The 26,861-nt window shown below is 70.6% G+C and carries 25 protein-coding genes; 14 read left to right on the top strand and 11 right to left on the bottom strand.

Features of this window, described 5'->3' with window-relative positions:
• Nucleotides 1-106: 106 nt before the first annotated feature.
• Entirely contained in the window at nucleotides 107-1,246 is a 1,140-nt protein-coding gene (locus F0344_RS27915) for a mechanosensitive ion channel family protein (protein ID WP_185301394.1), read from the bottom strand.
• Nucleotides 1,247-1,283: 37 nt separating this feature from the next.
• On the opposite strand from F0344_RS27915, the gene F0344_RS27920 reads away from it, so the two are divergent.
• Nucleotides 1,284-1,862 carry a dienelactone hydrolase family protein gene (locus tag F0344_RS27920; protein WP_185301395.1) on the top strand — a complete coding sequence of 193 codons (579 nt, stop codon included), beginning with the start codon at nucleotides 1,284-1,286 and terminating at the stop codon, nucleotides 1,860-1,862.
• Between the two features lie 71 nt (nucleotides 1,863-1,933).
• Here the strand turns inward: F0344_RS27920 and F0344_RS27925 are convergent, their stop codons facing one another.
• The 5 genes from F0344_RS27925 to F0344_RS27945 form a co-directional block, all read right to left on the bottom strand.
• Nucleotides 1,934-2,926 carry a zinc metalloprotease gene (locus F0344_RS27925; protein ID WP_258050143.1) on the bottom strand — a complete coding sequence of 331 codons (993 nt, stop codon included), beginning with the start codon at nucleotides 2,924-2,926 and terminating at the stop codon, nucleotides 1,934-1,936.
• 285 nt (nucleotides 2,927-3,211) lie between these two features.
• Complete coding sequence (locus tag F0344_RS27930) at nucleotides 3,212-4,861, bottom strand: alkaline phosphatase D family protein (protein ID WP_185301396.1); 1,650 nt, start codon at nucleotides 4,859-4,861, stop codon at nucleotides 3,212-3,214.
• A gap of 150 nt (nucleotides 4,862-5,011) precedes the next feature.
• Nucleotides 5,012-5,827: a DsbA family protein gene (locus F0344_RS27935; protein WP_185301397.1), complete on the bottom strand. Its 816-nt coding sequence runs from the start codon at nucleotides 5,825-5,827 to the stop codon at nucleotides 5,012-5,014.
• 46 nt (nucleotides 5,828-5,873) lie between these two features.
• Nucleotides 5,874-6,596: a hypothetical protein gene (locus F0344_RS27940; RefSeq protein ID WP_185301398.1), complete on the bottom strand. Its 723-nt coding sequence runs from the start codon at nucleotides 6,594-6,596 to the stop codon at nucleotides 5,874-5,876.
• Between the two features lie 113 nt (nucleotides 6,597-6,709).
• Nucleotides 6,710-7,993 carry a DUF2252 domain-containing protein gene (locus tag F0344_RS27945; protein ID WP_258050309.1) on the bottom strand — a complete coding sequence of 428 codons (1,284 nt, stop codon included), beginning with the start codon at nucleotides 7,991-7,993 and terminating at the stop codon, nucleotides 6,710-6,712.
• 210 nt (nucleotides 7,994-8,203) lie between these two features.
• Between F0344_RS27945 and dnaE the strand changes: the two genes are divergently transcribed.
• Nucleotides 8,204-11,743 carry a DNA polymerase III subunit alpha gene (dnaE, locus tag F0344_RS27950; RefSeq protein ID WP_185301399.1) on the top strand — a complete coding sequence of 1,180 codons (3,540 nt, stop codon included), beginning with the start codon at nucleotides 8,204-8,206 and terminating at the stop codon, nucleotides 11,741-11,743.
• Between the two features lie 90 nt (nucleotides 11,744-11,833).
• Here the strand turns inward: dnaE and F0344_RS27955 are convergent, their stop codons facing one another.
• Nucleotides 11,834-12,016, bottom strand: coding sequence for a hypothetical protein (locus tag F0344_RS27955; RefSeq protein ID WP_185301400.1), 183 nt, complete (start codon nucleotides 12,014-12,016; stop codon nucleotides 11,834-11,836).
• A 257-nt stretch (nucleotides 12,017-12,273) separates the two neighbouring features.
• Here F0344_RS27955 and F0344_RS27960 point away from each other — a divergent pair, with 257 nt between their 5' ends.
• The 4 genes from F0344_RS27960 to F0344_RS27975 all read left to right on the top strand — a co-directional run bounded on the left by F0344_RS27960 (nucleotide 12,274) and on the right by F0344_RS27975 (nucleotide 16,431).
• Complete coding sequence (locus F0344_RS27960) at nucleotides 12,274-13,545, top strand: NYN domain-containing protein (protein WP_185301401.1); 1,272 nt, start codon at nucleotides 12,274-12,276, stop codon at nucleotides 13,543-13,545.
• A 163-nt stretch (nucleotides 13,546-13,708) separates the two neighbouring features.
• Nucleotides 13,709-14,692, top strand: coding sequence for an ABC transporter ATP-binding protein (locus F0344_RS27965; RefSeq protein ID WP_185302933.1), 984 nt, complete (start codon nucleotides 13,709-13,711; stop codon nucleotides 14,690-14,692).
• Between the two features lie 133 nt (nucleotides 14,693-14,825).
• A complete protein-coding gene (locus F0344_RS27970; RefSeq protein WP_374940171.1) occupies nucleotides 14,826-15,641 on the top strand; it encodes an ABC transporter permease in 816 nt (271 codons plus the stop codon).
• Between the two features lie 91 nt (nucleotides 15,642-15,732).
• Nucleotides 15,733-16,431 carry an ABC transporter permease gene (locus F0344_RS27975; protein WP_258050144.1) on the top strand — a complete coding sequence of 233 codons (699 nt, stop codon included), beginning with the start codon at nucleotides 15,733-15,735 and terminating at the stop codon, nucleotides 16,429-16,431.
• Between the two features lie 314 nt (nucleotides 16,432-16,745).
• On the opposite strand, the gene ybaK is transcribed toward F0344_RS27975, so the two are convergent.
• The 4 genes from ybaK to F0344_RS27995 all read right to left on the bottom strand — a co-directional run bounded on the left by ybaK (nucleotide 16,746) and on the right by F0344_RS27995 (nucleotide 20,901).
• The gene (ybaK, locus tag F0344_RS27980; RefSeq protein WP_185301402.1) at nucleotides 16,746-17,243 is read right to left on the bottom strand and encodes a Cys-tRNA(Pro) deacylase; all 498 of its coding nucleotides are present in this window, start codon (nucleotides 17,241-17,243) and stop codon (nucleotides 16,746-16,748) included.
• Between the two features lie 17 nt (nucleotides 17,244-17,260).
• Nucleotides 17,261-18,040: an LON peptidase substrate-binding domain-containing protein gene (locus F0344_RS27985; RefSeq protein WP_185301403.1), complete on the bottom strand. Its 780-nt coding sequence runs from the start codon at nucleotides 18,038-18,040 to the stop codon at nucleotides 17,261-17,263.
• A gap of 5 nt (nucleotides 18,041-18,045) precedes the next feature.
• Nucleotides 18,046-19,086 carry a hypothetical protein gene (locus tag F0344_RS27990; RefSeq protein WP_185301404.1) on the bottom strand — a complete coding sequence of 347 codons (1,041 nt, stop codon included), beginning with the start codon at nucleotides 19,084-19,086 and terminating at the stop codon, nucleotides 18,046-18,048.
• Between the two features lie 210 nt (nucleotides 19,087-19,296).
• Nucleotides 19,297-20,901 carry an oxidoreductase gene (locus F0344_RS27995; protein WP_185301405.1) on the bottom strand — a complete coding sequence of 535 codons (1,605 nt, stop codon included), beginning with the start codon at nucleotides 20,899-20,901 and terminating at the stop codon, nucleotides 19,297-19,299.
• Nucleotides 20,902-21,048: 147 nt separating this feature from the next.
• Here F0344_RS27995 and hisD point away from each other — a divergent pair, with 147 nt between their 5' ends.
• Genes hisD through hisF form a run of 8 tightly spaced genes read left to right on the top strand, consistent with a single transcriptional unit; the run spans nucleotide 21,049 to nucleotide 26,790 of the window.
• Nucleotides 21,049-22,371: a histidinol dehydrogenase gene (hisD, locus tag F0344_RS28000; RefSeq protein ID WP_185301406.1), complete on the top strand. Its 1,323-nt coding sequence runs from the start codon at nucleotides 21,049-21,051 to the stop codon at nucleotides 22,369-22,371.
• Nucleotides 22,368-23,510 (top strand): histidinol-phosphate transaminase, encoded by a 1,143-nt coding sequence (locus F0344_RS28005; protein WP_185301407.1) that lies wholly within the window; start codon nucleotides 22,368-22,370, stop codon nucleotides 23,508-23,510. Before hisD ends, F0344_RS28005 begins: the two co-directional genes overlap by 4 nt.
• Complete coding sequence (gene hisB / locus F0344_RS28010; RefSeq protein WP_185301408.1) at nucleotides 23,507-24,103, top strand: imidazoleglycerol-phosphate dehydratase HisB; 597 nt, start codon at nucleotides 23,507-23,509, stop codon at nucleotides 24,101-24,103. The genes F0344_RS28005 and hisB overlap by 4 nt, the downstream gene beginning before the upstream one ends.
• Nucleotides 24,100-24,267: a hypothetical protein gene (locus tag F0344_RS28015; protein WP_185301409.1), complete on the top strand. Its 168-nt coding sequence runs from the start codon at nucleotides 24,100-24,102 to the stop codon at nucleotides 24,265-24,267. The genes hisB and F0344_RS28015 overlap by 4 nt, the downstream gene beginning before the upstream one ends.
• A 9-nt stretch (nucleotides 24,268-24,276) precedes the next feature.
• Complete coding sequence (hisH, locus tag F0344_RS28020) at nucleotides 24,277-24,918, top strand: imidazole glycerol phosphate synthase subunit HisH (protein WP_185301410.1); 642 nt, start codon at nucleotides 24,277-24,279, stop codon at nucleotides 24,916-24,918.
• Nucleotides 24,918-25,643 carry a bifunctional 1-(5-phosphoribosyl)-5-((5-phosphoribosylamino)methylideneamino)imidazole-4-carboxamide isomerase/phosphoribosylanthranilate isomerase PriA gene (gene priA / locus F0344_RS28025; protein ID WP_185301411.1) on the top strand — a complete coding sequence of 242 codons (726 nt, stop codon included), beginning with the start codon at nucleotides 24,918-24,920 and terminating at the stop codon, nucleotides 25,641-25,643. Before hisH ends, priA begins: the two co-directional genes overlap by 1 nt.
• The gene (locus F0344_RS28030; protein WP_185301412.1) at nucleotides 25,640-26,038 is read left to right on the top strand and encodes a RidA family protein; all 399 of its coding nucleotides are present in this window, start codon (nucleotides 25,640-25,642) and stop codon (nucleotides 26,036-26,038) included. Before priA ends, F0344_RS28030 begins: the two co-directional genes overlap by 4 nt.
• Entirely contained in the window at nucleotides 26,035-26,790 is a 756-nt protein-coding gene (gene hisF, locus F0344_RS28035) for an imidazole glycerol phosphate synthase subunit HisF (RefSeq protein ID WP_185301413.1), read from the top strand. Before F0344_RS28030 ends, hisF begins: the two co-directional genes overlap by 4 nt.
• Nucleotides 26,791-26,861: the final 71 nt, after the last annotated feature.

Below are 26,861 nucleotides of genomic sequence, written 5' to 3' on the forward strand. Positions count from 1 at the left end.
GGAGGGCGACGTCTCCGGAGGACCCGTCCGTCAAGGGGATGTCCTGGCGGCAGTTCGCCGCCACGACAAGCGGCCCGTCTTCCCGCGCCGAGGCAGCCGCCCGGTGTCAGCCCCGGCCGGTACGCGGGGCCCTGCCGCCGCTCGGGGTCTCCTTCCTGGCGGAGTCCCGGTCGCCCGGAGAGGCCTGGGTGGGCCACTGCTCACCCGGAGGCAGTGCCGCGGGCGAGGTCGCGATGCGCGGCAGCGCGTACGGATGGTGGTCGCGCAGCCAGCCGATGAGCTGTTCCCGTACGGCACAGCGCACCGTCCATATCTCGTCGGCGTCCTTCGCGGTCACCACCGCGCGTACCTCGATCGTCGAGGGGGTGGTGTCCGTGACGGCGAGCGACCAGTCGCGGCCGTCCCAGGCCGCGCACTCGCCGAGAACGGTCCGCAACCGCTCGCGCATGGCGGCGACGGGCGCCGAGTGGTCGAGGTGGAAGAACACCGTGCCGGTCATCTGCGCCCCGCCGCGCGACCAGTTCTCGAACGGCTGGCTGGTGAAGTACGACACGGGCATCGTGATCCGCCGCTCGTCCCAGGTCCGCACCGTGAGGAAGGTCAGGGTGATCTCGTCGATGGTGCCCCACTCGCCGTCGACCACCACCGTGTCGCCTATGCGGACCATGTCGCCGAAGGCGATCTGGAACCCGGCGAAGAGGTTGCCGAGCGTCGACTGGGCGGCGACACCCGCGACGATGCCCAGGACACCGGCCGAGGCGAGCATCGACGTGCCGACCGTCTTCATCGCCGGGAACGTCAGCAGCATCGCCGCGGTCGCGACGGTCGCCACGACGGCGATGACGACCCGCTGGATCAGCGTCACCTGTGTACGGACCCGGCGCACCTTGGCCGGATCGCGCGTTGCCGTCGCGTAGCGGCTGTACGACGCCTCGACGACGGTCGCCGCGACCCTGACCACCAGCCAGGCCGAGGCCCCGATCAGTACGAGGGTGAAGGCCTGACCGATCCCGTCCCGGTGCCGCTGCACCAGCTCCAGCCGGGTCTGGGTGTAGGTGGCGCTCAGCAGCACGGTGCACAGCACCAGTTGCAGCGGCAGCCGGCAGCGGCGCAGGAGGCCCCACAGAGGGGTCTCCCCGTGCCGGGTGTCGGCGCGCCGGAGCAGCAGGTCGACGAGCCAGCCGACCAGCAGGGTGATCACCAGCACACCGACCACGACCAGCAGCGGGCGCAGCACGTTCTCCATTCCCTCGTCCTCCAAGCTCAGGGGTAAAGCTGGCACCATGGGCCTCATGAACATCATGCTTTTCCACTCGATGTACGGACTGAGGCCCGCGGTGCATGCGGCCGCGGAGCGACTGCGGTCCGCGGGGCACGTCGTGCGTGTGCCCGACCTCTTCGAGGGGCACACCTTTGAATCCGCCGAGGAAGGCATGGCCTTCAAGGAGCAGGTGGGCAAGGACGAGCTGCTGCGGCGTGCCGTGCTGGCCGCCGCACCCTATTCCGACCAGGGACTCGTGTACGCGGGCTTCTCCTTCGGCGCGTCCACGGCCCAGACCCTCGCCCTCGGTGACGCGAAGGCGCGCGGGCTGCTGCTGTTCCACGGCACCTCGGACATCGCGGAGAGCGCGTCCGTGGACGAGCTGCCCGTACAACTGCATGTCGCGGACCCCGATCCGTTCGAGTCGCACGACTGGCTGACGTCCTGGTACCTCCAGATGCAGCGGACCGGTGCCGATGTGGAGGTCTACCGCTACCCGGGGGCCGGGCATCTGTTCACCGACCCGGAGCTGCCCGACTTCGACCAGGCGTCGGCCGAGCAGGCGTGGAAGGTCGCGCTGGGGTTCCTGGCCACGCTGTAGGGGGTGCGCGGGGACACGGCGAGGGCCCCGCGCGGGTGCGCGGGGCCCTCGTTCCGTGCGGTGCCGGGTGGTCAGCCCGCGCGGTAGGCGGTCCAGTACTGGCTCATGCGTGACACCTGACCGGTCGTGAACTGGGTCATGCACGCGTCGTAGGTGTAGTCCATGAAGTTGTGGATGGGGTCGACGCCGGTCTTGCTGGCGCAGCTGTCACGGCCGGTCGGGCACGCGTAGGCGGGGCTCTTCTCGGCCGGGGTGTCGGTGACGTAGTCGCCGTTTCCGTTACAGCCGCCCTGGAAGGTGTGGTAGAGCCCCATCCAGTGGCCGACCTCGTGGGTGGCGGTGTCGCCCTCGTCGTAGTTGGCGGCCGAGCCGCCCGGCAGCGAGGTGTCGAGGAGGACCACGCCGTCCATGGACGGGTTGGAGTCGTACGAACTCGGGAAGGTCGCCCAGCCGAGCAGGCCGCCGCCGAGGTTGGCGGTGTACACGTTGAGCGCTCCGGCGCCGCCCTGGCGGAGCGAGCTCTTCATGGCCTTCTCGGCCGTGGAGCCGGAGGACAGGTTGTACCAGGCGGCGTTGTCCGTGTAGGTCGTGGCGGCGAGGGTGAAGCGGAAGCCGGAGTCGGTGTTCCCGGTTCCGGCACCGCTGTACGCGGCGTTCAGGACGTTCATCTGGTTGGTGACCTGGGCCGCGCTGAGCTTGCCCGTCGTCCCGGAGTGGATGACGTGGAAGTAGACCGGGATCGTCGCTCCGGCTGCGAGGGCCTGGCCGTTGACGCGGCGGTCCGCGAGCTTCCTCTGGAGGTCGGCGTCCATGGCCTTGGCCTTGGCGGCGCTCACCTCGTTGGGCTCGGCGGCGTGGTCGGATCCGCCGGGGCGCGCCTCACGAGCGGTCGCGCTCGTGCCGGAGGGCTCCTCGCACTCCTCGGCCGACAGGGTCGTGGAGGGTGCGGCGACGGCGCTGCCGGGCACGGCGGAGAGTGGAGCCAGTGCCAGAGTTCCAGCCAGTACGGCGGTGCTCAGTGCGTGACGGCGCAGTCGGGGCGATATGCGTACAAGAGCGCGCACGGTGACTCCTTGCGGACATGTGGGGGAGGTACTTCCTCACCCGCCGCCGGGAGATTACGTGGCCATGTCATGTCTTGAAGAGAAGCGATTCAGCCCAATGATTCGTGGCGCGTATCCGGGTATTTGGGAGAAAGCCTGCGGTCCGTACCAAGGATTGAGACAAGTACGTAACGTCAGGGGTTACCCCGACGGGTGGTGTGTCCGCATTCAGCCACCGGCCTCCGCCACCCGCCGTCACGATGTGACCCGTCCTTAACCTGACGGCGGATGGCTGGAATTGATCGGTCAGTGCACCGGGCGGTCGGCCCGCTCGATCTTCTGGGTGCCGTTCAGCGTCCGGTAGGAGCGCACCCAGGACGACGTGGCGTCCGGATTCCGCTTGTCGGAGACCGCGAAGTAGTCCATCTGCGACCTTTCGGCGGTCACGTCGAGGACCCCGTAGCCGTGCGAGTCCAGATCGACCCACTTCACATGGCGATTGGCGGACCTGACCGCAGCGGCCGCGACCAGCGAGACCGTCTGCGGGGCGACGCGCAGGATGTCGTCCAGATTGTCCGAGGTCACCGACGTCACGACGAACTCCGTCGCCGCCGAGGCCGACAGCGGATACGTCGCCGCCCTCACCGGCACGTCGTTGGCCCACGCCATGTGGATGTCGCCGGTCAGGAACACCGTGTTCCTGACCGCCCGCGCCCGCAGATGTGCGATCAGTTCCCTGCGGTCGTCCGTGTATCCGTCCCACTGGTCCACGTTGACGGCCAGACCCTCGCCGGGCAGCCCGAGCAGACCTGCGAGCGGCGCGAGCAGATGGGCCGGCAGGGCGCCGAACGCGACCGGCGAGATCATCACCGACGTGCCGACCAGTTGCCAGGCGGCATCCGATCCGGCCAGGCCCGCCTTCAGCCAGTCCAGCTGCGCCCGGCCGGTGACGGAGCGCTCGGGGTCGTCGACCGCGCCGTTGCCGACCGACGACTGCTCGGAGCGGAAGCTGCGCAGATCGAGCAGATGCAGATCGGCGAGGGCACCGAAGCGCAGACGCCGGTAGACGGTGCCCTCGGTGGAGGCACGGACCGGCATCCACTCGAAGTACGCCTGCTTCGCCGCCGCCACACGCTCCGCCCAGGAACCCTCGGTCCCCGGTGTGTGGTTCTCGGCGCCCCCGGCCCAGGCGTCGTTGGCGAACTCGTGGTCGTCCCAGATCGCGATCACCGGGTGGGTGGCGTGCAGGGAACAGAGATCCGGGTCCGTCTTGTACTTCCCGTGCCGGGCGCGGTAGTCGGCGAGGGTGAGGATCTCGTGGGCGGGCTCGTGCCGCCGTACGCCCTCGGTCTGCGCCGGATACGCCCCGGACGCGTACTCGTAGAGGTAGTCGCCGAGATGAAGCACCGCGTCGAGATCGGCACGGGCGGCGAGATGGCGGTACGCGGAGAACCAGCCGGCCTCCCAGTTGGCGCACGACACCACGCCGAACCGCACCCCGGGGACGGCCGCACCGGCGGCCGGCGCCGTCCGGGTCCGGCCGACGGGGGAGTGGGCCTGCTCCCCGTCGCCCGCCGTGAAACGGAAGAAGTACGCCGTCGCCGGACGCAGCCCGCGCACGTCGGCCTTGACCGTGTGGTCGGACGCGGCGCGCGAGACGACCGTGCCCTGTGCGGCGATCCGGGTGAAGGCGGCGTCCTCGGACATCTCCCAGCGCACGGCGGTGTCGGCGCCGCGTCCCGAACCGGGCACCGCGTCGGCCGTCGGCGTGACGCGGGTCCACAGCAGGACACCGTCGGGCAGCGGGTCACCGGAGGCGACCCCGTGAAGGAAGGCTGCGGCCCCGGCGGCCCGGGCACTGGTCGCGGAGGCGAGGACGGGGGCGGCGACCGCCGTGGCGGCGGCGGCTCTGACCACCGTACGGCGGGTGGGCGCGAAGAACTGTCGACTGGTCACGGGCCACGACCCTACTGAGCGGTAGAGCGCCCTGACAGTCGATTCGGACGAACAGGCGGGCGAAAAACGGAAGTTCGCCCGCCCGTCGGGAATTCGCCGTCCGGAATTACGCCCGGGTACCTGGGTGCCCGCGCTCCGGGGGGTGGCTCGCTACGCCTTGAGCGCCTTGGCGACCGCGGCGTTGAACTCCGCCACCGTCATCGGCGCGTTCTTGCTGCCCTCCGCGGTGACCGCCTTGCCGTCCATCTTCAGCGTCGGCGTGCCCTCGACCCCGCTCTTGTCGAACGCCTTGGACATCCTCATCGCCCAGCCGTCGTACGTACCGTCCTTGACGTTCTTCTCGAACGCGGCGTTGTCCTTCAGCGCGTCCACCGATCCCGCCACCTCGATCAGGTAGCTGTCCTCGGCGAACTTGTCCTCGCTCTCCTGCGGGTGGTACTTCGCGGAGTACAGCGCGGCCTTGTAGTCCATGAACGCCTCGGGGCTCACATCCAGTGCCGCGCCCAGGGCGCTCAGGGCGTTCTTCGAGCCCTCGCCGTTGTCGGAGTTGTCGATGAAGGTCGCGCCGACGTACTTGACCTTGTACTTGCCGGCGTCGACGTCCTTCGCGACCGTCTCGCCGAGCGACTGCTCGAAGGTCGCGCAGATCGGGCAGCGCGAGTCCTCGTACAGCTCGAGCGTCTTCTTGGCGGCCGGCTTGCCGATGAGGACGGTCGTGCCGTCGTCGCCCGAGGTGTTCTTCGGAACGGTCACGTTCTTCGCGTCCGCGGCGGCCTTCCAGGCGGAGGGCTTGTTGAGCTGCATCACGCCGTAGCCGATGCCGCCGGCGACGGCCAGCACGGCGACGACCGAGACGGCGACGACGATCTGCTTGCGCGCCTTGTCCTTCTTGACCTGCCGCTCACGCTCCGCGCGCAGCCGCTCGCGGGCCGCGGCCTTGTTCGTCTGGGTGTTGCGCTTGCTCATGGTGGATCTCCGTATGTGCGTGGTGTCGTGCGGGGGACATGCGTGCTCAGGCGTGGGCCGAGCGCGGTGGTCCTCTCCGTCCCACGGAGTGCCCCAGGAGCCGGGCGGGAAAGAGCGGGTGCGGGTGCCCTACGGGGAGAGTGCCGCGCCGCACGGGGCGGCGGGTGCTCCCCGTCACGGCGAACGCGACCAGCAGCGGACGGAACGCGACTGCGCCCGCCGCGCGGAAAAGCCTGGCGAGCGCGGCCTCGCCACGGCTCAGCCAGGCCGCGGCCAGCAGGCCCACGGTCATATGGGCGGCGAGCAGCAGCCATGGCACCAGGGGGCCGGGCGAGGCCAGCAGGGCGGCCGCGCGGTCGCCCGCGCCCGTCACCCCGGCGAGCGGGGCGCCGACCGCGCCGACACCGGTCAGCCGGGCCGGACCCGCTCCGGCCTCGCCACCCCCGCACAGGACGTCCAGACCCACGGAGCGCAGGGGACCCGCGACCGGGCCGCCCGCAGCGCCGTAACAGAGGTGCTGGCCGGTGGTGAACACCGTGTCGGCGGCCAGCTCCAGCGGAACCAGCAGCCCCGCGATGGCCCAGAAGCCGCGCTCACGGCCGGCCAGCGCGAAAGCCACGGCGAAGACGGCGCCGGCCATCAGGGCGAGCACGGTCAGCGGCAGCGGGACACGCGACAGCAGCACGTGGGACGCAGCCGAGAGCGTCACGACGAGCGCTGTGAAAAGCGCCGCGCGAACCGCTCTGAGCTGCGTCCCTGATACGTCCATCGTCGAGGAGTGTCCCATGTGAACCTGTAGGTGATCCTTAAAATCGCCTGTGCTTGTGGGGTTCCTTACAGGCCGGGTTCCTTACAGGCCGGGTGCCTTACGGACCGGGGCCCTCACAGACCGGGGATGCGGCCGTTGCGGAAGAGGTCCACGAAGAGCTGGTGATCGGCGCGGGCCCTTGCCCCGTAACTGTGGGCGAAGTCGACGAGCAGTCCGGCGAAGCCCTCCTCGTCGGCCGCGATCGCGGCGTCGATCGCCCGCTCCGTGGAGAACGGCACCAGAGAGTGCCCGCTCTCGTCGTCCGCCGCCGAGTGCATCGTCGCCGTCGCCCGGCCGAGGTCCGCGACGACCGCGGCGATCTCCTCCGGCTCGTCGATGTCGGACCAGTCCAGGTCGACCGCGTACGGCGAGACCTCGGCGACGAGCTGTCCCGAGCCGTCCAGCTCGGTCCAGCCGAGCCACGGGTCGGCGTGCGCCTGGAGGGCGCGCTGCGAGATGACGGTGCGGTGCCCCTCGTGCTGGAAGTAGTCCCGTACGGCCGCGTCGGTGATGTGCCGCGAGACCGCCGGAGTCTGGGCCTGCTTGAGGTAGATCACGACATCGTTCTCCAGGGCGTCGCTGTTCCCCTCCAGCAGGATGTTGTACGAGGGGAGCCCGGCAGACCCGATGCCGATGCCGCGCCGCCCCACCACGTCCTTCACCCGGTAGGAGTCGGGTCGCGTCAGGCTGGACTCCGGCAGCGTCTCCAGATAGCCGTCGAACGCGGCCAGCACCTTGTACCGGGTCGCCGCGTCCAGATCGATCGCACCCCCGTCGGCGGCGAACCGGCGTTCGAAGTCCCGGATCTCCGTCATCGAGTCCAGCAGCGAGAACCGCGTCAGGGAACGGGCGTCGCGCAGCGCACCCAGCAGCGGGCCCTCGGCGGTGTCCAGCGTGAAGGGCGGCACCTCGTCGTTCTTCGCGCCCGTCGCCAGGGCGTGGATGCGCTCCCGGTATGCGGCGGCATAGACCTCGACCAGCTCGGTGATCTGGTCGTCGCCCAGCGCCTTCGCGTAACCGATCAGGGCGACGGAGGCGGCGAAGCGCTTGAGGTCCCAGGTGAAGGGGCCGACGTACGCCTCGTCGAAGTCGTTCACATTGAAGACGAGACGCCCGTTGGCGTCCATGTACGTGCCGAAGTTCTCCGCGTGGAGATCGCCGTGGACCCACACCCGGCCGGTGCGCTCGTCCAGATACGGTCCGCCGTGCTGCTCGCGCCCCAGGTCCTCGTAGAACAGGCAGGCAGTGCCCCGGTAGAACGCGAAGGCGGAGCCCGCCATCTTCCGGAACTTGACCCGGAAGGCAGCCGGATCCGCGGCCAGCAGCTCACCGAAGGCGGTGTCGAAGACAGCGAGGATCTACTCCCCGCGCTGCGCTGCGCCGGTCTGCGTTTCCGACATCTCTGGGTGCCTCCTGGTGCAAGGTGTTCATGACAAATGGAACGGGCGTCTCCGCCCCTTCAACGCGCGACCGTACCCGGGAGTGCCCCTCGGTTGTCACTGCGGAGAAGTAGACTTCCACGCTGTCCCCCCAACCATCATCGCCAGTTCTCCCGGAGGCCCAGCGCCGTGACCAAGCCGCCCTTCACGCACCTTCACGTCCACACCCAGTACTCGCTGCTGGACGGTGCCGCGCGGCTCAAGGACATGTTCGAGGCGTGCAACGAGATGGGCATGTCGCACATCGCGATGACGGACCACGGCAACCTGCACGGCGCCTACGACTTCTTCCATTCGGCGAAGAAGGCGGGTGTGACACCGATCATCGGGATCGAGGCGTACGTCGCTCCCGAGTCGCGCAAGCACAAGCGCAAGGTCCAGTGGGGGCAGCCGCACCAGAAGCGCGACGACGTGTCCGGTTCGGGTGGCTACACGCACAAGACGATCTGGGCGGCGAACAGCACCGGGCTGCACAACCTCTTCCGGCTGTCCTCGGACGCGTACGCCGAGGGCTGGCTCCAGAAGTGGCCCCGCATGGACAGGGAGACCATCTCCCAGTGGTCCGAGGGGCTGATCGCGTCCACCGGGTGTCCCTCCGGTGAGGTGCAGACCCGGCTGCGGCTCGGCCAGTTCGACGAGGCGGTCCAGGCGGCCTCGGACTACAAGGACATCTTCGGCGAGGGAAGGTACTTCCTGGAGCTGATGGACCACGGGATCGAGATCGAGCGCAGGGTCCGCGACGGCCTGCTGGAGATCGGCAAGAAGCTCGACATCCCGCCGCTCGTGACGAACGACTCGCACTACACGTACGCGAACGAGGCCACTGCGCACGACGCGCTGCTCTGCATCCAGACCGGCAAGAACCTCTCCGACCCGGACCGCTTCCGCTTCGACGGCACCGGGTACTACCTCAAGACGACCGAGGAGATGTACGGCGTCGACTCCTCCGACGCCTGGCAGCAGGGCTGTGCGAACACCCTCCTGGTCGCCCAGCAGATCGACACCGCCGGCATGTTCGAGGCGAAGAACCTCATGCCGAAGTTCGACATCCCCGAGGGCTACACGGAGATCACCTGGTTCCAGGAAGAGGTCCGGGTCGGCATGAACCGCCGCTTCCCGAACGGTGTCCCCGAGGACCGGCAGAAGCAGGTCGAGTACGAGTTGGACATCATCATCCAGATGGGGTTCCCGGGGTACTTCCTCGTCGTCGCCGACTTCATCATGTGGGCCAAGAACCAGGGCATCGCGGTCGGCCCCGGACGAGGCTCGGCGGCCGGCTCGATCGTGTCGTACGCCATGGGCATCACCGACCTCGACCCGATCGAGCACGGGCTGATCTTCGAGCGGTTCCTCAACCCCGAGCGCGTCTCCATGCCCGACGTCGACATCGACTTCGACGAGCGCCGGCGCGTCGAGGTCATCCGGTACGTGACGGAGAAGTACGGCGCCGACAAGGTCGCCATGATCGGCACCTACGGAAAGATCAAGGCCAAGAACGCGATCAAGGACTCCGCCCGCGTCCTCGGCTACCCGTACGCCATGGGCGACCGCCTCACCAAGGCCATGCCCGCCGACGTCCTCGGCAAGGGCATCGACCTCAACGGCATCACCGACCCCAAGCACCCGCGCTACAGCGAGGCGGGCGAGATCCGGGGGATGTACGAGAACGAGCCGGACGTCCGCAAGGTCATCGACACCGCGAAGGGCGTCGAGGGACTGGTCCGGCAGATGGGCGTGCACGCCGCGGGCGTCATCATGTCCAGCGAGCCGATCGTCGACCACGCCCCGATCTGGGTGCGGCACACCGACGGCGTCACCATCACGCAGTGGGACTACCCGCAGTGCGAGTCGCTCGGCCTGCTGAAGATGGACTTCCTGGGCCTGCGGAACCTGACCATCATGGACGACGCCGTCAAGATGGTGGAGGCCAACAAGGGCATCAAGCTCGACCTGCTCTCCCTCTCGCTGGACGACCCCAGGACGTACGAACTGCTCTGCCGCGGTGACACGCTCGGGGTGTTCCAGTTCGACGGCGGGCCGATGCGTTCCCTGCTGCGCCAGATGCAGCCCGACAACTTCGAGGACATCTCCGCCGTCTCGGCCCTGTACCGGCCGGGCCCGATGGGAATGAACTCGCACACGAACTACGCCGAGCGGAAGAACAACCGCCAGGAGATCACCCCGATCCACCCGGAGCTGGAGGAGCCCCTCAAGGAGGTCCTCGGCCTCACCTACGGCCTGATCGTCTACCAGGAGCAGGTGCAGAAGGCCGCCCAGATCGTCGCCGGGTACTCGCTTGGCGAAGCCGACATCCTGCGCCGTGTGATGGGCAAGAAGAAGCCCGAGGAGCTGGCGAAGAACTTCGTCCTCTTCGAGGCGGGCGCCAAGGAGAAGGGCTTCTCCGACGCGGCGATCAAGGCGCTGTGGGACGTCCTGGTGCCCTTCGCCGGGTACGCCTTCAACAAGGCGCACTCCTCGGCGTACGGCCTGGTCACCTACTGGACGGCGTACCTCAAGGCGAACTACCCGGCCGAGTACATGGCGGGGCTCCTCACGTCCGTGAAGGACGACAAGGACAAGTCCGCGGTCTATCTCAACGAGTGCCGGCGCATGGGCATCAAGGTGCTGCCGCCCAACGTCAACGAGTCGGTGTCCAACTTCGCCGCCCAGGGCGACGACGTGATCCTCTTCGGCCTGACCGCCATCCGCAACGTCGGCCAGAACGTCGTGGACTCGATCATCAAGACCCGCAAGGCGAAGGGGAAGTACAGCTCCTTCCCCGACTTCCTCGACAAGGTCGAGGCGATCGTCTGCAACAAGCGCACCGTCGAGTCCCTGATCAAGGCCGGCGCCTTCGACGAGATGGGCCACACCCGCAAGGGTCTCGTGGCGCATCACGAGCCGATGATCGACAACGTGGTCCAGGTCAAGCGCAAGGAGGCCGAGGGGCAGTTCGACCTCTTCGGCGGCATGGGCGAGGAGGAGAGCGACGAGCCCGGCTTCGGGCTCGACGTGGAGTTCTCCGACATCGAGTGGGAGAAGTCCTACCTGCTCGCCCAGGAACGCGAAATGCTCGGCCTGTACGTCTCGGACCACCCGCTCTTCGGCATCGAGCACGTCCTGTCCGACAAGTCGGACGCCGCGATCTCCCAGCTCACCGGCGGTGAGCACGCGGACGGCGCGATCGTCACCATCGGCGGCATCATCTCGGGCCTCCAGCGCAAGATGACCAAGCAGGGCAACGCCTGGGCGATCGCCACCGTCGAGGACCTCGCGGGCTCCATCGAGTGCATGTTCTTCCCCGCCACGTACCAGCTGGTCTCCACCCAGCTCGTGGAGGACACCGTCGTCTTCGTCAAGGGGCGTCTCGACAAGCGCGAGGACGTACCGCGTCTGGTCGCCATGGAGATGCAGGTCCCCGACATCTCGTCCGCCGGCACCAACGCACCGGTCGTGCTGACCATCCCCACGGTCAAGATCACCCCGCCGATGGTCAGCCGCCTCGGTGAGGTGCTCAGCAGCCACCGCGGCGACACCGAGGTACGGATCAGGCTGCAGGGCCCCCGCAAGACCACCGTGCTCCGGCTGGACCGGCACCGGGTGAAGCCGGACCCCGCGCTGTTCGGGGACCTGAAGGTGCTGCTCGGCCCGTCCTGCCTGGCCGGCTGAGACCCCCGCGGTCGTACGAGAGGGGCGCCCCGCGAAAGCGGAGCGCCCCTCTCGGCTGTTCGGCCTGCGGCCGGACCGGGTAAGGACCGGTCAGTTGTGGCCGAAGCGCCGCTGGTGCTTACGCGCAACATCCGCCGGGCTGCCCTGGGGCTGCGACTGAGGGGCGCTCTGTGCCTCGAAGGACGAGGACTTCGCGTCCTGCGCGCTGCGCTCCGCGGCGGACGCGGCGCGATCCTGCTGGCTGCCCTGCTTGCGGTTCTTGTTCTTGGCCATGGTCTTCCTCCTAGGGGGACTCTCGGGGCCAGGACCGTTGTCAGACTCACATAGCGCCACAAGCGCCGCATTTTGGATCATTACCGTGCGTAGTGAGGGGGGTGGGCCGCCCCCTTTTCCCGATCCGCCACGCCGATGATCGAGTTCCGGACGTTAACCGCCGCGTGGTCGGGCAGACTCCAGGGAAACCCTGAGCAAGCAGGCCCACCCCCCACGACCGGGCCCGCCGAGAACCGTTCCCGAATTCCTGGAAGAGGGTGGAACGCGTGGACCGTTGCGTCGTCCTGGTGGACGCCGGTTATCTGCTGGGCGCGGCCGCGAGTCTGCTGGCCGGGGAGCCCGCCCGTTCCCGCATCACCGTCGACCACGCGGCCCTGATCCAGGGCCTGCGCGAGCGCGCGGAGGCGGACACCCAGCAGCCCCTGCTCCGGATCTACTGGTTCGACGGCGCCCCCGACCGCGTACCGCAGCCGGAACACCGCAGACTCCGGGTCATGCCCCGTGTGACCGTCCGGCTGGGCGCTCTCACCCGCAGTGACGGACGCTGGGCGCAGAAGGGGGTCGACGCGGCGATGCACGCCGAGCTCACCGAGCTCGCCAGGAACCGCGCCTGCTCCGACGTGGTGCTCGTGACCGGCGACGGCGATCTGCTGCCCGGACTGATGTCGGCGAAGGAACACGGGGTGGCCGTCCATCTCTGGGCCGTCCAGGCCGCCGACGGGGACTACAACCAGTCCGAGGACCTGGTAGCGGAGGCCGACGAGCGGAGGGTCCTCGACCGGGTCTGGATCACCAAGGCCGTACGGGCCAAGGAGATCGGCGGTGTCTGCGCACCGCCGCCCGTTCCGCGCCCCGACATCGCCGCGATCCTCTCCGCGCCGCTGCCCGAAGCCGCGCTCGCGGCCTCCGCGGAACGGGCCGCCGAGGCCCAGGCCGCCGCCGAGCGCGACGGCACCTCCGCGCCGGCCGGCCAGGACGACGACACGCCATCCGGCCCCGGCCACCGCGGGGTGCCCACCCCGAAGGACCTGGCGAGCCTGCGTGGCCCCGGCAGTCAGGCGGCGCAGCACCCCACCCCGCCGGCGCCCGCCAACGCCACTCTCCGCTGGTCGTCCGACAAGGGCTGGGTCGAGCGCGGCGGACCGCTCGGCGAACCGGCCGAGACGGCCTCCCTGCCGACGCTCGCCCAGCTCACCAGCGCGGAGCAGCGCTGGGCGGACCGGGAGGAGGACATCACGACCGTCGGCGGCGATCCGTTCGAGGTCGGCCAGGTCTTCGCCCGCCGGTGGATGGAGCGGCTGCCGGAGACCGTCCACCTCCAGAAGCTGTCGACCATGTACCCGCGCGTCCCGCACCGGATCGACGGCGAGCTCCTGCGGTACGCGGCGCGGTTCGGTCTGCTCGCGCACAAGGACGACCAGATCGACGAACACGACCGCTATGCGATCCGGGCGGGCTTCTGGCGGGAGATCGACGTAAGGGCCGCCGCGGAGCAGGCGCCGGTCGCGGAGCAGCGGCCGGGCGGGTGATTGGGCGCCACGGAAGTGGAGCCCGGCCGGGGTGCGCACCGCTGTGCGGGAGGCTGCCGTGGTCCGGCCGGTGTGACCCCGGGCGCAATCCGGGGCATCCGACCCCGTACCCTCGTACCTCGTGAGTACGGGCACAGCACAGGCGCAGACCGGAACCGGGACCGTGTGCGCGGTGCGTGATCTGGTCAAGACCTATCCCGCCGTCCGCGGCCGCCGCGGGGCGGCGGCCACATCTGAGGTGCGCGCCACCGACGGGATCAGCCTCGATGTCCGGCAGGGCGAGATCTTCGGTCTGCTCGGCCCCAACGGCGCGGGCAAGTCCACGCTGGTGCGCCAGCTCACCGGACTCATGCGGCCCGACTCCGGCAGCGTGGAGGTGCTGGGGCACGATCTCGTGCGTCACCCCGAGCGGGCCTCCCGGCTGATCGGGTACCTCGGGCAGGAGTCCACCGCACTCGACGAGCTGACCGTCTCCCTCGCCGCCGAGACGACCGGGCGGCTGCGCGGACTCCCGGTGCGCGAGGCGCGCGCCGCCCGCGACGCCGTCCTCGAAGAGCTGGGACTCACCGAACTTGCCGGGCGCCCCTTGAAGAAGCTGTCCGGCGGTCAGCGACGGCTCGCCTGCTTCGCCGCGACGCTGGTCGGGGAGCGCCCCGTCCTCGTCCTGGACGAACCCACGACGGGTATGGACCCGGTCGCCCGGCGGGCCGTCTGGGCCGCCGTCGACCGGCGCCGGGCCGAGCGGGGCGCCACGGTGCTGCTCGTCACCCACAACGTGATCGAGGCCGAGACGGTACTCGACCGGGTCGCCGTGATGGAGCGGGGCAAGGTCATCGCCTGCGACACCCCTCACGGGCTCAAGGAGGAGGTGGCGGGAGAGGTCCGCGTCGAGCTGGTCTGGCGCGAGCGTGCCCCCATGGACGTACCCGAGGTGGCGGCCCTGCGCGGTTCCGCCACGGAGTCCGGGCGGCGCTGGGTGCTGCGGCTGGCGCCCGACGAGGCGCGGGCCGCTGTGGCCGCGGTGACCGGCGGGGCGGCGTTTGCCGCGCTCGACGACTTCACGCTGGCCACGCCGAGCCTGGAGGACGTCTATCTGGCGCTCGGCGGGGACGCGGCCAGGGCGACCGAGGGACTGGTGAAAGCGTGAACGTGCACGGATCCCGGGCATCTCACGGATCTTGCGTATCGAAGGGGAGCAGCGCCAGGTGACGAGCATCGTTCGCACGGAGGCGGCGACGGGTCCGGGGACGGGAGCGGGGACGGGAGCGGACGTGGGGGCGGTGTCCGGACAGTCCCGGTCCGCGGCCGGTCCTGCCGGTCCGCTCGGTGGCCCCGCTGCGCCTGCGCCGCTGGCCCCGCGGGCGAGGCTGCTGCCCGCGCTCGCCGCCGTGTACCGGGCGCAGCTCTCGCGGGCCCGGGTCGCCCGGATTCCGCTGCTGTTCGTGGCGACCTTCCAGTCCATCGGGATCATGGTCCTGATGCGCGGGGTCGTCGACGGGGGGTCCGAGGCGCGGGCCGTCGTCGCCGGGTCCAGCGTGCTGGTCGTGGCCTTCGTCGCGCTGAACCTGCTCGCCCAGTACTTCGGCCAGCTGCGCGCCAGCGGCGGACTTGACCACTACGCCACGCTTCCGGTGCCGCCGGCCGCGGTGGTGCTGGGGGCGGCGGGGGCGTACGCGTCCTTCACCGTGCCCGGCACGATCGTCACGGCCGTGACCGGCAGCGTGCTCTTCCAGCTGCCGATGACCCATCTGTGGGTACTGGTCGCCGTGGTGCCGCTCGCCGGGGCGGCGCTGGCCGGTCTCGGGGCGGCGCTGGGCCTGCTGGCACCGCGTCAGGAACTCGCGACGCTGCTCGGGCAGCTGGGGATGTCCGCCGCGTTGCTGCTCGGTGTCCTGCCGGCCGACCGGCTGCCGCAGCCGGTCGGGTGGGCGCGTGACCTGCTGCCTTCGACGTACGGGGTGGAGGCGCTCGCGCGCTCCTTCGACACGCGTCCGGACTGGCCGGTCATCGCTCTGGACCTCGCGGTGTGTGCGGTGGTGGGCGTGCTGTCGCTGGCGGTGGCCACGTGGGCGTACCGGCGGGCAGCGGTCCGGTAGCGGCCGGATAGCTGTCCGGTAGCGGGTCGGGGGCGGCCCGGGGAGCCGGTCCGGTGAGGCGCGGCACAGGGTCACCTGGCACGATGGCACGGTGACCGCACCTCTGACGCCGCCGCACCAGCCTTCGTCCAACGATCCTTGGCAGTCGCCGCCGTCGGGGGCCTCGCCGGCGCCCGGCCGCAGGCCGTTGTACGGCCAGGAAGTGGCGACGGAGCTGCGGCAGGCTCTCGTGATCACCGCCCTGCTCACGGCTGCGGGTGCGGTGCTCGGGCTGCTGTGGCTGTGGCTGGCTCCCAGGGTGCCGCTGATCTCCGACGACACGGCGGTCTTCCTCAAGGACAGCGAGGGCGAGGAGGCGGTGGCGGCTGACGGAACGTTCGTGCTGCTGGCTCTCGGGTTCGGGACCGTGGCCGCGGTCGCGGTGTTTCTGTACCGGCGCCGCGGGGGCATCCTGCTGGTGGCGGGCCTGGCGCTCGGCGGTCTGCTCGGGTCGCTGCTGGCGTGGGGGATCGGTGTCTGGTTCGGTCCCTCGTCGGATGTGGTCGCGCGGGCGCGGGAGGCAGGCAAGGGAGTCACCTTCGACGCGCCGCTGGAGCTGCATGCGCCGGGGGTGGTGCTGGCGTGGCCCGTGGTCGCGATGCTTGTGCATCTGGGGCTGACGGCGCTGTTCGCTCCGCGGGATCCTGAGCCGGAGTGGGGGCCGGGGGACGGGTGGGGTCCTGGGCCGGGTCCTGGGCCGGGGGGTCCGGGTGGTTCCGGCCCTGGGGGCGGGGAGTCGGTGCGGCCGTAGGGCGGGCATGAGGGGGCGGGGGCGCCTGCGGCGGGCTGTTCCCCTACCCGCCCCTTCCCGCAACCGGGGCTCGGCCCCGGACCCCGCTCCTCAAACGCCGGACGGGCGGAAGGGTTGCCCTCAAACGCCGGGCGGGCTGGGTTGGGTGGCTCGGACGGGCGGAAGGGTTGCCTTCGAGCGCCGGGCGGGCTGGGTTGGGTGGCTCGGACGGGCGGAAGGGTTGCCTTCGAGCGCCGGGCGGGCTGGGTTGGGTGGCTCGGACGGGCGGAAGGGCTGCCTTCGAGCGCCGGGCGGGCAGCCCTGCCTGTATGCGGTCATGCGCGGCCGATCGGGGCGAACACCGCTTCTGTCAGTGTTGCCAGGTCCTTGGCCGCCAGTTCTACCTCCAGGCCCCTGCGGCCCGCCGAGACGCAGATGGTCGGGTGGGACTCGGCCGAGGTGTCGAGGACTGTGCGCAGGGGCTTGCGTTGGCCGAGGGGGGAGATTCCGCCTCGTACGTAGCCCGTGGTGCGCTCCGCCGCCGCCGGGTCCGCCATCGTGGCCCGTTTGCCGCCGACCGCGGATGCCAGGGCCTTCAGGTCCAGGGAGCCGGCCACCGGGACGACCGCTACGGTCAGTTCGCCGTCCACGTCGGCCACCAGGGTCTTGAACACGCGGTCCGGGGAGACGCCCAGGACCCGTGCCGCCTCCTCGCCGTAGGACGGGGACGACGGATCGTGCTCGTAGGCGTGGACGGTGAAGGCGGTGCCGGCCTCGGTCAGGGCGACCGTGGCCGGGGTGCCGCCCTGCTGCTTCTTCGGCTTCTTCGCCACGGGGCAGGGTCCTCGGGTCAGTTGGGGTGCGTGGGGGCCCGGGTCAGTTCCACCGCGGGCAGCGACGGCAGATGTCGGATGACCGCGGTCTCCCTCCGCAGGAGGGTCAGTTCCTCGCGCAGCCGGGTCGCGGTGTCCGGGGCCTGGAGCAGGCGCTGCTTCGACGGGATGTCGAGTACCGCGGCGGCGGCCACCAAATACGAGACCACCGACGGGTCGTCGGGCAGGTCCGCTCCGGTGGTCAGGGAGCGCTCGCTGGCTCCCGCGAGCCGCTTCTGGTAGCCGCGGAAGGCCCGCAGGACACCCTCGGCGAGCGCGCCGGCCTCCTCGGCCCCGCTCGTCCCGCCACTCTCCTCGTCGCCCGGCTCCTCGGTCAGTTCCTCGACCTCGGCTGTCAGATAAGGGCCGCTCGCGTCGACGGACAGCAGCTTGACCCGGACCGTGCCGGTGGCCAGGATCTCGAAGCTCCCGTCCGCGCGCTCACGGATCTTCGCGGCGTCCGCGACGCAGCCGACCCGGTGGAAGGACTGGATCGGGTCGGGTCCGAAGCCGTCGGCGGGCGCGCGGTCGACGGGGACGGCCTCGGCGAGGCTGTCCGGCATCCCGGTGGCCGTCGGCGCGACTTCGCGGCCGTCGCGGATCGCGACCACGACGAAGCGGCGCGCGTCGTCCTCGTCGGTCTGCAGCAGCGCGCGCATCATGGCGCGATAACGCTCCTCGAAGACGTTGAGCGGCAGCACGAGGCCGGGAAACAGCACCGCGTTGAGCGGGAAGAGGGGGAGGCGAGCCGTGGTCACAAAGGTCAAGCGTAATGGCCGCGCGCCCGGCTGCGGCCTTCCCGGTTACGTAAGGGGGTCACGGAGGCGACCTGGAGCCGTGCGCCGTCCCTCGCGTCGAGGAACTGACCGAGCGGATCGTCGGACACCGAGGACCACGGGAACGAGGTCGCGTACGGTCCGATCAGCCGGAACTGTTCCAGGGCCTCGTCCCACCGCCCGCGCACCACGAGCACGTACGCCAGGAGGTTGCGCGTCTCGGCCGGCCAGAGGTCGCCGGGCCGGTACGCGGCGGAGAGCCTGATCGCGAGATCGGCTGCCGCGTCGATCCGCTCCACCTGCACCGGGCCGGGCCGGTGGTCGAGCTGGGCGTCGAGCAGCAGGGCGAAGGCCGCCCGTACGGGCAACGCCTGCACCAGTGAGTCGGGCAGCGCGTCCTGGGCCGCCTGCTCGGCGAAGTCGAAGCACTCGCGGTGCGAGCCGTACCAGGCGGCGGAGAGGTACTGGAGCGCCGCGACATGGCAGCCGTAGTGGTGCGGGGAACGCCGTATGGCCTGCTCCCACAGGGCCTCGAACACGGTGTGCGTGGCGTGCGTACCGCGGGCGTGGTCCAGGGCGAGCCGCCAGGGCACGGGGTCGCCCGGCTGGGCCTCGGCGGCCGCCGAGATGAGCGGGCCCACCTCACGCAGCCGTTCGGCCCGGGCGGGCGACTCCCAGGCCCGCCGGACGGCCAGCCCCGCCTTGACGAGCAGGGCGTCCGGGTCGCGCGGAGCGGCGGACAGCCAGTCGGCGAGCCAGCCGTCGCGGCTGTGCGCGAACGTGACCAGCCGGGTGAGGAAGCGGTCGCGGGTCTCCCACTCGGCGCCCTCCCGGGTGACGGCGAGCAGTTCGGCGGCGGGTCCGTAGCCGCCGAGGGCCGCGGCCACCAGAGCCGGTGACAGCCGCTCGTCGGGGGCGTCGAGCAGCACCGCGTCGTCCACGGGCAGTCCGGCGGACAGCTCGGTGCTGTGCCGGATCATGCGCGTGGTGCTGAGCAGAGCGCGAAGGAATGGCATGGTGCAGACCATTGAAAAGCGCTGGTGAAAGGCGCGCCAGTGGGGCGAGGTGAAGCTTCTGTGCCGAGTGGGAGGGTTGCCCTGGCCCAGGTCAAGACAGGGCAAAGGAAATGCCGGATTCTGGCTTGAATCCGCCCTGCTGGTCATATCTCGCCCCTCAGGCGCCGGACGCGTACTGCCCCTGTCTCACGGGCTGTTGAGGAATTCGACGGGGTCTCCGGATCAGCCCCGGCGCAGCAGCCGGGAGGCGCCCGCCGCGACGGTCGTGGCCAGTATCCAGCCCAGCAGGACGAGTGCCGCTCCGACCCACTGCCAGCCGCCCTCCAGCCGCCAGTAGCCGTCCTGTCCGAGGTTGATCACCGGCACCAGCAGATCGAGCGCGTACAGGGCGGCGTTCCACTCCGGGTGCTCCTCCTGCTTGATCGCCGCGGGGTCGTACCGGGAGAACGCCACCGTGCCCGCCGCCCACAGCACCGCCATCCACACCGCCGCCCGCCCCGGCCGGTAGCCGTACGCCACTGTCCAGTCCTGGAGGTAGCCCCACAGCCTGGCGGCGGGTGGCAGCGTCTCCCGGCGCCGCCGCTGCTTGGCGAGCAGCACCTCGCGGGCGTCCGAGTCCTCGCCGCAGCTGCGCAGGACGGAGGCGAGCCGCTCGTACGGCTCGGGCACGTACTCCGGGGTCGCCGCGAGCACCCACTCCAGCCGCCGGGAGAGCGGGAAATGCCCGTACGGGACGAGGTTCTCGTAAACGAATCCGCCCATCGCCAGACCGCCCGGGCCCGGCCAGCTGGTCGACACGTCGATCAGCGTGACGACCTTCGCGCCGTTCAGGACCACCCGGCCCTCCTCCGGGCGCTCCGCGTTGAAGCGCAGCTCGGGCGTGGCGATCCTGCGCAGCGAGAGCTCCTCGTGCCGGGCCAGCACGAACCGTGCCTTGTGCAGGTCCACCGCGTCGCCGAACCTGCCGTCGTCCAGCCGCACGCCGCCCCGGCACTCGAAGACCTGGGAGCGGGTGCCGCGCGCCGGAGTGCCCGAGGACAGGGCGATGCCGTACGGGGGAGTGGTGCCCTGGTTCCCCGTGTCGACGCTGACCCAGGCCTCGGTCATGTAGAGCGTGCGCTCGACGGTCAGCTGCGGGGCGTTCAGCGCCCGCCGCCCCTCCGTGCCCCGCAGCCTGCTGCCGCGCAGGCTCAGCGAACCGCCCACCTTCGCGCCGCGCAGACTCAGTTCCCCGCGCGTCTCGATCATCTCGGCCTGGAGGTCCTGCGCCACCGCGAGACCGTCGGCGGTCAGCGCGCGGCCCTGTCGGTCGGGGCCGACGCTGATCTGGTTGATCAGCAGGTCCGTACCGATCTGGGCGTCCGTGAGCCGGATGCCGCGCTCGATCCGGCAGCGGGGCAGATGCAGATCGCCCTCGGTGTGCAGCCGGGCCGCCTCGAGACGCGGAATCGCGCAGCCGACCATCCGCAGCGTCGTGAAGCGGCACTCGGGCAGCACCACCTCCTGCTCGAAACGGCAGCCCGTCAGCTCCACGTACGGAGAGACACGCCCGCCCGCCAGATCGAGCCGCCCCGTGATCCGCACGCCCCGGAGCTTCAGTGCCGCCACCCGTCCGGGGCGTGCCTCCGGCCCGCTCAGCAGCAGCCTGGCCACCGTCCGGGCACCGACACTCCGCTCGGGTCCCCAGATGTGCGCCGCGAACGGATCGTCGCGCACCGGGTCACGGGTGCGCAGATCGTAGGTGGTGCCGTTCCGGAAGGACTGCCACATACCCAGCTCCGCTGCGCTGAGGCCGTCCGGGATTTCGCCATCCTGCGGCTCGGTCACTGCCGTCCCCTCTGTGCAGATGCCGTACGTGTGTTCTTCCCCGTGTGTAACGGCGTGAACGCTAATAGTCAGCAGTGACAACCGGGGCATGTATCAGCCAGTGATACGGACGTCCGGGCGCCGGAAACGGTCTGCGAGAATTGGTGTGTGATTTCTCGAATCGATCTGCGCGGCAACGCCCTCCCCGAGGGCGGCGACCTGCGCGACCTGCTGCCCCGTGCCGAGTTCGACGTGGAAGCCGCCCTGGAAACGGTGCGGCCCATCTGTGAGGACGTGCGCCATCGTGGCTCCGCGGCAGTGATCGAGTGGGGGGAGAAATTCGACGGCGTGCGCAGCGACTCGATCCGGGTCCCGGCCGAGGCCCTCACCGAGGCCCTCGAACAGCTCGACCCGGCCGTACGGGCCGCGCTGGAGGAGTCGATCCGCCGCGCCCGGCTCGTCCACCGCTCACAGCGCCGCACCACACACACCACCCAGGTCGTCCCGGGCGGCACTGTCACCGAGAAGTGGGTGCCCGTCGACCGCGTGGGGCTCTACGTACCGGGCGGCCGCTCCGTCTACCCCTCGTCCGTCGTCATGAACGTCGTACCGGCCCAGGAGGCGGGCGTCGAAGGCATCGCCGTCTCCTCGCCGCCGCAGAAGGAGTTCGGCGGACTGCCGCACCCCACCATCCTCGCCGCCTGCGCCCTGCTGGGCGTCGACGAGGTGTACGCGGCGGGCGGCGCCCAGGCCGTCGCGATGTTCGCGTACGGGACGGCCGACTGTCTCCCTGTGAACCTGGTCACCGGCCCCGGCAACATCTACGTCGCCGCCGCCAAGCGCCTCCTCAAGGGGCGCATCGGCATCGACGCCGAAGCCGGCCCTACCGAGATCGCGATCCTCGCCGACGCGACCGCCGACCCGGCGCACGTCGCCGCCGACCTGATCAGCCAGGCCGAGCACGACCCGATGGCCGCCGCGGTCCTCGTGACGGACTCCGAGGACCTGGCCGCCGCCACCGAGGCCGAGCTGAAGACGCAGGTCGCCGCGAGCAAGCACGTCGCCGACCGGATCGCGCCCGCCCTGGCCGGCCGTCAGTCCGCGATCGTCCTGGTCAACGACCTGGAGGACGGCCTCAAGGTCGTCGACGCGTACGCCGCCGAGCACCTGGAGATCCAGACCGCGGACGCCGCAGCCGTGGCGGACCGCGTCCGCAACGCCGGCGCGGTCTTCGTCGGCCCCTGGTCGCCGGTCTCCCTCGGCGACTACTGCGCCGGCTCCAACCACGTCCTGCCCACCGGCGGCTGCGCCTGCCACTCCTCGGGCCTCTCCGTGCAGTCCTTCCTGCGCGGCATCCACATCGTCGACTACACCCGCGACGCACTCGCCGAGGTCACGCACCACGTCGTGACCCTCGCCGAGGCGGAGGACCTCCCGGCGCACGGCGCCGCACTCAAGGCACGGTTCGGCTGGAAGGTTCCGCAGGCGTGACGAACGGCAGCACCACCCCCAACCCCTGGGACACGCTCCCCCTCCGCGAGGAGCTCCGCGGCCAGTCCCCCTACGGGGCCCCGCAGCTCGACGTACCCGTACGCCTCAACACCAACGAGAACCCCTACCCGCTCCCCGAGGAACTGGTCGACCGGATCGCCGAGCGGGTCCGCGAGGCCGCCCGCGACCTCAACCGCTACCCCGACCGCGACGCCGTCGAGCTCCGTACCGAACTCGCCGGCTACCTCACCCGCACCGCCGGGCACGAGGTCGGCCTCGCCAACGTCTGGGCGGCCAACGGCTCCAACGAAGTGCTCCAGCAGCTGCTCCAGACCTTCGGCGGGCCGGGGCGCACGGCGATCGGCTTCGAACCCTCGTACTCGATGCACGCCCTCATCGCGCGCGGCACCGGCACCGGGTGGATCTCCGGCCCCCGCAACGAGGACTTCACCATCGACGTCCCGGCGGCCCGCAAGGCCATCGCCGAGCAGCGGCCGGACGTCGTGTTCATCACCTCGCCCAACAACCCCACCGGCACCGCGGTCGACGCCGAGACCGTCCTCGCGCTGTACGACGCGGCACAGGCGGCCAAGCCCTCGATGGTCGTCGTCGACGAGGCGTACGGCGAGTTCAGCCACCACCCCTCGCTGCTCCCGCTGATCGAGGGCCGCCGGCACCTGGTGCTCTCGCGCACGATGTCCAAGGCGTTCGGCGCCGCCGGACTGCGCCTCGGCTATCTCGCCGCCGACCCGGCCGTCGTCGACGCCGTACAGCTGGTGCGGCTGCCGTACCACCTGTCCTCCATCACGCAGGCCACGGCGCTCGCCGCCCTGGAACACACCGATACGCTGCTGGGGTACGTCGCTCAGCTCAAGGGCGAGCGCGACCGGATCGTCGACGAGCTGCGCGCTCTCGGCTTCGACGTGACCGACTCGGACGCCAACTTCGTCCAGTTCGGCCGCTTCGCGGACAGTCGCACCGCCTGGCGGCGGATCCTCGACCAGGGCGTCCTGGTCCGGGACAACGGGGTACCGGGATGGCTGCGGGTCTCCGCGGGGACCCCGGCCGAGAACGACGCGTTCCTCGATGCGGCGCGCACGCTTGTCACTGAGAACGCCAAGAAGGAGCACGAGGCATGAACCCCCGCGTAGGCCGCGTGGAACGCACCACGAAGGAAACGTCCGTGCTCGTCGAGATCAACCTCGACGGCACCGGAAAAGTCGATGTGTCGACGGGGGTCGGCTTCTACGACCACATGCTCGACCAGCTCGGCCGCCACGGGCTCTTCGACCTCACGGTCAAGACCGACGGCGACCTGCACATCGACTCGCACCACACGATCGAGGACACCGCCCTCGCGCTCGGTGGCGCCTTCAAGCAGGCACTCGGCGACAAGGTCGGCATCTACCGCTTCGGCAACTGCACCGTCCCGCTGGACGAGTCGCTCGCCCAGGTCACCGTCGACCTCTCCGGCCGCCCGTACCTGGTGCACACCGAGCCCGAGAAGATGGCGCCGATGATCGGCGAGTACGACACGACGATGACCCGGCACATCCTGGAGTCCTTCGTCGCGCAGGCGCAGATCGCCCTGCACGTCCACGTGCCGTACGGGCGCAACGCCCACCACATCGTGGAGTGCCAGTTCAAGGCGCTCGCCCGCGCCCTGCGGTACGCCTCCGAGCGGGACCCGCGCGCAGCCGGAATCCTTCCCTCCACGAAGGGCGCGCTGTGACCGGGCTCAATACGATTCTGATCGTCGTCGGCCTCTTCCTGGCCGGCGGCGTCTACTCCTTCTCGAAGCAGGACATGCCCAAGGGCCTCGTCGTACTGCTCGGGATCGGCTCCGTGATGTGCCTGGTGGCGGGCATTCTGCGGATTCAGGGACTCTGGGACTGAGGGACGTCTGTGAGTGACAAGAAGAAGGTCGTCGTCTTCGACTACGGCTTCGGCAACGTACGTTCCGCCGAGCGGGCTCTCGCCCACGTCGGCGCGGACGTCGAGATCACCCGGGACTTCGACACGGCGATGAACGCCGACGGGCTGCTGGTGCCCGGTGTCGGAGCGTTCTCCGCCTGCATGGAAGGCCTCAAGAAGGCCCGCGGCGAATGGGTCATCGGCCGCAGGCTGGCCGGCGGACGCCCCGTCATGGGCATCTGCGTCGGCATGCAGATCCTGTTCGAGCGCGGCATCGAGCATGGAGTGGAGACCGAAGGGCTGGACGAGTGGCCCGGTACCGTCGGCCCGCTGAAGGCCGACGTCGTCCCGCACATGGGCTGGAACACCGTCCAGGCCCCCGAGGACTCCCAGCTCTTCGCCGGTATGGACGCGGAGGCCCGGTACTACTTCGTGCACTCCTACGCGGCGCACGACTGGTCCCTCGAAGTCACCAACGCCAAGATCCGTGCGCCCAGGGTCACCTGGTCCACGCACGGCGAGCGCTTCGTGGCGGCCGTGGAGAACGGCGCGCTGTGGGCCACCCAGTTCCACCCCGAGAAGTCCGGCGATGCCGGCGCCCAGCTGCTGACCAACTGGATCGAGACGCTGTAATGCCGAAGCTTGAACTGCTCCCCGCCGTCGATGTCCGCGACGGCCAGGCCGTCCGCCTCGTCCACGGCGAGTCCGGCTCCGAGACCTCGTACGGCGACCCCCTGCAGGCCGCCCTCACGTGGCAGCGGGCGGGCGCCGAGTGGCTGCACCTCGTCGACCTGGACGCCGCCTTCGGCACCGGTGACAACCGGGCGCAGATCGCCGAGGTCGCCCGCTCCATGGACATCAAGGTGGAGCTCTCCGGCGGCATCCGCGACGACGCCTCGCTCGCCGCGGCCCTCGCCACCGGCTGCACCCGTGTCAACCTCGGCACCGCGGCCCTGGAGACCCCGGAGTGGGTCGCCAAGGTGATCGCCGAGCACGGCGACAAGATCGCCGTCGGCCTCGACGTCCGCGGCACCACCCTGCGCGGCCGCGGCTGGACCCGCGACGGCGGAGACCTCTACGAGACGCTCGCCCGCCTCGACTCCGAGGGCTGTGCCCGCTACGTCGTCACCGACATCGCCAAGGACGGCACGCTCCAGGGCCCCAACCTGGAACTCCTCAAGAACGTCTGCGCCGCCACCGACAAGCCCGTCGTCGCCTCCGGCGGAGTGTCCTCACTGGACGACCTGCGGGCGATCTCCTCGCTCGTCGCGGACGGCGTCGAGGGTGCGATCGTCGGCAAGGCGCTGTACGCCGAGGCGTTCACCCTGGAAGAGGCGCTCAAGGCGGTCTCCGTATGACGGACTCCGTACGCCGCCTCTCCACCGGCGCCCCCTGGGAGGAGAGGTTCGGCTACTCCCGCGCGGTGGAACTGCCCAGCGGACTGGTCCTGGTCTCCGGCTGCACGTCGGTGGTCAAGGGCGAGATCTCGGCGGGCAGTCCGTACGAGCAGACCAGGACCTCCTTCGACGTCGCCTTCGAGGCACTGAAGGAGCTCGGCCTCGGCCGCGAGGACGTCGTACGTACCCGGATGTACATCACGCACGCCCGGGACGTGGACGAGGTGGGCCGCGCCCACAAGGAACTGTTCGACGACATCCGGCCCGTCGCGTCGATGATCATCGTGTCCGGATTCGTCGAGCCGAGCCTGGTCGTCGAGGTCGAGGTCGAAGCATTCAGGGACGGTACGAAGTGAGCCTCGCGGTCCGAGTCATTCCCTGCCTGGACGTGGACAACGGCCGGGTCGTCAAGGGCGTCAACTTCCAGAACCTGCGCGACGCCGGGGACCCCGTCGAGATGGCGAAGCTGTACGACGCCGAGGGCGCCGACGAGCTGACCTTCCTCGACATCACCGCGTCCAGCGGCGACCGGGAGACCACGTACGACGTGGTGCGCCGCACCGCCGAGCAGGTCTTCATCCCGCTCACGGTCGGCGGCGGTGTCCGCACCACCGAGGACGTCGACAAGCTGCTGCGCGCCGGGGCCGACAAGGTCGGCGTCAACACCGCGGCCATCGCCAGGCCCGAGCTGATCCGCGAGATCGCCGAACGCTTCGGACGCCAGGTGCTCGTGCTCTCGGTCGACGCCCGGCGCACCCCGGCGGGCACGTTCGAGGTGACGACGCACGGCGGCCGCAAGGGCACCGGCATCGACGCCGTCGAGTGGGCGCACCGGGCCGCCGAACTCGGCGCGGGCGAGATCCTGCTCAACTCGATGGACGCCGACGGCACGAAGGACGGCTACGACACCGAGATGATCGCCGCCGTACGCAAGCACGTCACGGTCCCGGTCATCGCCTCCGGCGGTGCGGGCCGGCTCGCGGACTTCGCACCGGCCATCGAGGCGGGCGCCGACGCGGTGCTCGCCGCGTCCGTCTTCCACTTCGGTGACCTGCGGATCTCCGAGGTCAAGGGCGCTCTGCGGGAAGCCGGTCACCCGGTCCGCTGAGCGGTCACACGGCAGAAGGCCCCCGAGGGGCCGGCGGGCCCGGTCGCGAAGACCGGTGATCTCGCCGATGT

This window comes from Streptomyces finlayi, assembly GCF_014216315.1.
GTDB lineage: Bacteria > Actinomycetota > Actinomycetes > Streptomycetales > Streptomycetaceae > Streptomyces > Streptomyces finlayi_A.